At 49.1% G+C, this 3,774-nt stretch carries 4 protein-coding genes and 1 pseudogene; 4 read left to right on the top strand and 1 reads right to left on the bottom strand.

All coding sequences use genetic code 11. The features are described 5' to 3' along the window. A pseudogene (locus tag B3180_RS03465) lies at positions 1 to 565 on the top strand (sodium-dependent transporter); the annotation flags it as partial. A gap of 6 nt (positions 566 to 571) precedes the next feature. Here B3180_RS03465 and coaD read toward each other — a convergent pair. Further along, on the bottom strand, positions 572 to 1,072 hold the full coding sequence (gene coaD, locus B3180_RS03460) for a pantetheine-phosphate adenylyltransferase (RefSeq protein ID WP_199494448.1): 501 nt from the start codon (positions 1,070 to 1,072) through the stop codon (positions 572 to 574). Between the two features lie 161 nt (positions 1,073 to 1,233). On the opposite strand from coaD, the gene B3180_RS03455 reads away from it, so the two are divergent. The 3 genes from B3180_RS03455 to glpE form a co-directional block, all read left to right on the top strand. Beyond that, complete coding sequence (locus tag B3180_RS03455) at positions 1,234 to 2,424, top strand: glycine C-acetyltransferase (RefSeq protein ID WP_054490807.1); 1,191 nt, start codon at positions 1,234 to 1,236, stop codon at positions 2,422 to 2,424. 10 nt (positions 2,425 to 2,434) lie between these two features. Continuing rightward, a complete protein-coding gene (gene tdh, locus B3180_RS03450) occupies positions 2,435 to 3,460 on the top strand; it encodes an L-threonine 3-dehydrogenase (RefSeq protein ID WP_199494450.1) in 1,026 nt (341 codons plus the stop codon). 7 nt (positions 3,461 to 3,467) lie between these two features. Beyond that, positions 3,468 to 3,774 (top strand): thiosulfate sulfurtransferase GlpE (gene glpE, locus B3180_RS03445; RefSeq protein WP_286843074.1); only part of this gene is annotated, 307 nt, incomplete at its 3' end.

Genomic DNA, 3,774 nt, shown 5'->3' with positions numbered 1-3,774 from the left:
GCTGGACACCTTTATTGCGTTCTTAGCTGGCCTGCTCATTATTCCCGCTTTATACGCTGGTATTCATCTGGGCGTTAATGTCGGTGAAGGTTCCCAGCTTATTGGCGAAGGCCAGCTCATTTTTGCGGTATTGCCAGAGCTCTTTAACAGCATGGGCGTAGCCGGACCTTTCGTTGCTTTCGCATTCTTTATCTTACTCAGTATCGCCGCTTTGACTTCAACCATTGCTCAGGCCGAAGTCCCGGTCTCTTACTGCATTGAAGAACGTGAGCTAAAACGCCCTGCGGCAACGGCTTTATCACTGGGGGTTATCGCAACCTTCTCGCTGTTATTAATCTTGTTTTTTGAGCCGCTGTTTGGCTGGGTTGTCACGGCAGTTACTCAGTTTCAGTTGCCGCTGTCAGGGTTATTCTACTTGCTGGTGGTCGGTTGGTTATGGCACCGCAGCAACCACTTAAAAGCTATTGCTGCGGGAAGTCTCGGTTTAACTTTATTACGCTGGCATATTCGTTATTTATGCCCGGTGCTAATGAGCATTGTGTTTTATCACGTCGCTTTTAGTTAAACCAAGTTAACTTTTACCGGGACGTTTTCCGGAAAATTTTTGCCCTAATGCTGACGCCACCCGGGCGTCAGTGAATCCGGAAACGTCGCCGCCGTGTAAAGCGACCTCTTTCACCAGCGACGAAGAAATAAACGAGTTTTCCTCTGCCGGTGTTAAAAAGACACTTTCCAGGTTCGGGTCTAAACGCCGGTTCATGTTGGCTAACTGGAACTCATATTCAAAGTCTGAAACCGCCCGTAACCCTCGAATCAGCACCGTTGCATCGTACTCATGCGCAAAGTCCACCAATAACCCGGAAAAGCCTACGACGGTGACATTATCGAGGTCTTCAGTGACCTGCTGCGCTAATAAAACGCGTTCTTCCAGACTGAATAGTGGCTTCTTGCTCGGGCTTTCTGCAATACCCACCACAATTTCACTAAACAGAGTTGAAGCACGCTCAATTAAGTCGGCGTGGCCGTTTGTAATAGGATCAAAAGTCCCCGGATAAATTGCTCGGCGGTGCATAGCGTCTCCTAAACCGTGATTGAGCCATTCTTAATTTTCAATAAAGAGTACACGCAAGTGCACACTAAACAAAAGCCCGATATTCAAATTAAGGATGCGAGTTACGACTAACATCAGTAAACTAGAGGGTAATTTACGTTTTCAAATAGTGGAGTAAAAAGATGAGCTCAGCCTTTTATCAGCAATTGGCCGACCAACTGGCCGAAACTAAAGCCGAAGGCCTTTACAAAAAAGAACGTATTATCAGTTCGGACCAAAGCTCGGAAATTACGGTTAATGACCGCAAGGTACTCAACTTCTGCGCCAACAACTACTTAGGGCTGGCAAACCACCCGGACTTAATTAAAGCCGCCAAACAGGGCCTGGACGAGCATGGCTTCGGTACGGCTTCTGTCCGTTTTATTTGCGGCACTCAGGATATTCACAAAACGCTGGAACAAAAACTGAGCGAGTTTTTAGGCACTGAAGACACCATTTTGTATTCATCATGTTTTGATGCGAACGGTGGCTTATTCGAAACCCTAATGGGCCCGGAAGACGCTATTATCAGTGACGAGCTCAACCACGCCAGCATCATTGACGGTATTCGTCTGAGTAAGTCCAAGCGTTACCGCTACAAAAACAACAACCTGGAAGATTTGGAAGCACAGCTTAAACAAGCTGACGCGGACGGCGCACGCCACAAATTAATTGCTACCGACGGTGTGTTCTCTATGGACGGCGTTATTGCCAACTTAAAAGGCATTTGCGACCTGGCCGACAAATACGACGCGCTGGTGATGATGGACGACTGCCATGCCACTGGCTTCTTAGGTGAGAACGGTAAAGGTACGCATGAATACTGCGACGTGATGGGTCGTGTCGACATTATCACCGGCACCTTAGGTAAAGCTCTGGGCGGTGCATCTGGTGGTTACACTTCAGGCAAGAAAGAAGTGATTGACTGGTTACGCCAGCGCTCACGCCCTTATTTATTTTCTAACTCAGTAGCGCCAGCCATTGTGCAGGCATCGATTCGTGTGCTGGATATGCTGGCCGAAGGCCATGAGCTGCGCAGCCAACTGTGGGAAAATGCCAGCTACTTCCGTGAGCAAATGACTAAAGCCGGCTTTACTTTGAGCGGCGCAGACCACGCTATTATTCCGGTCATGGTAGGCGATGCCAAACTGGCCTCAGAAATGTCAGACCGCCTGTTAGAAGAAGATATTTATGTGATCGGCTTTTCGTTCCCTGTCGTTCCTAAAGGCAAAGCCCGTATCCGCACACAAATGTCGGCGGCTCACACACGCGAACAACTGGATCGCACCATTGAAGCCTTTACCCGCATTGGTAAAGAGCTGGGTGTGATTTAAGGAGTAAAGAATGAAAGCTTTGTCAAAATTGCACGCAAAACCGGGCATCTGGATGACCGACGTTGAAAAGCCCGAGTGTGGCTACAACGATTTGCTGATTAAAATTAAGAAAACCGCCATTTGTGGTACCGACGTTCACATTTACAAATGGGACGACTGGTCGCAGAAAACCATTCCGGTGCCTATGGTAGTTGGTCACGAATACGTGGGTGAAGTTGCCGCAATGGGTGATGGCGTACGTGGCTTTGAAATTGGTGACCGCGTTTCCGGCGAAGGCCACATTACCTGTGGTCACTGTCGTAATTGTCGTGCCGGCCGTCGTCACTTGTGCCGTAACACTTATGGCGTTGGCGTAAACCGCCCTGGCGCTTTCGCAGAATACTTAGCACTACCGGCTGAAAACGCCTTCAAACTGCCAGATGACGTCACTGACGAAATGGCGGCGGTATTTGACCCATTCGGCAATGCCGTTCACACCGCTCTGGCTTTTGACCTGGTGGGTGAAGACGTACTGATTACTGGCGCCGGCCCTATCGGCATTATGGCAGCAGCCGTTGCCCGTCACGTGGGCGCGCGTCACGTGGTTATTACTGACGTAAATGAATACCGTCTGGACTTAGCTCGTAAAATGGGCGTTACCCGCGCAGTGGACGTTAGCAAAGAGAAGCTATCTGACGTCATGACTGAGCTGGGCATGAAAGAAGGCTTTGACGTGGGTCTGGAAATGTCAGGCGTACCTTCAGCGTTTTCACAAATGCTGGAAGCTATGAACCACGGCGGCAAGGTCGCCATGCTGGGCATTCCGCCAGAGAACGTCGCCATTGACTGGAATCAGGTCATTTTCAAAGGCTTGGTCATTAAAGGTATTTACGGTCGTGAAATGTTCGAAACCTGGTACAAAATGGCCAGCTTACTGCAGTCAGGACTGGATATTTCACCGATATTAACGCACGAAATGCCCATAGATGACTTTGAGAAAGGCTTTGAAACCATGATTTCAGGCCAGTCGGGCAAAGTCATACTGAACTGGGACTAATAGGTAAATGAGCAATTATCAGCTAATGGAATTACCCGTCGCCGTTGAGCATTGGCAAAATAACGAAGCGGTTTTTGTTGATATCCGTGACCCGCAGTCTTTTGCTGCGGGGCATATTCCGGGTTCTCAACACCTGGATAACAGCAACCTGCCGCAATTCCTGAACTCAGTTGATAAAAGCCAAAAAGTGATTGTGGTCTGCTATCACGGCATTAGCAGTCAGGGCGCCGCTGACTACATAGCAGGCAACGGTTTCACCGATGTGCACAGCATGGACGGTGGCTATACGGCCTGGTCCATGTCTTTTCCTGAAT

This window comes from Idiomarina sp. UBA4206 (assembly GCF_002383015.1).
Lineage (GTDB): Bacteria > Pseudomonadota > Gammaproteobacteria > Enterobacterales > Alteromonadaceae > Idiomarina > Idiomarina abyssalis.
This window is presented reverse-complemented; position numbering and strand designations above follow the sequence as displayed.

Bases quoted from the DNA above. Each gene is read 5' to 3' on its own strand.
- tdh (WP_199494450.1), top strand. From the start codon at position 2,435: ATGAAAGCTTTGTCAAAATTGCACGCAAAACCGGGCATCTGGATGACC.
- B3180_RS03455 (WP_054490807.1), top strand. From the start codon at position 1,234: ATGAGCTCAGCCTTTTATCAGCAATTGGCCGACCAACTGGCCGAAACT.
- coaD (WP_199494448.1), bottom strand. From the start codon at position 1,072: ATGCACCGCCGAGCAATTTATCCGGGGACTTTTGATCCTATTACAAAC.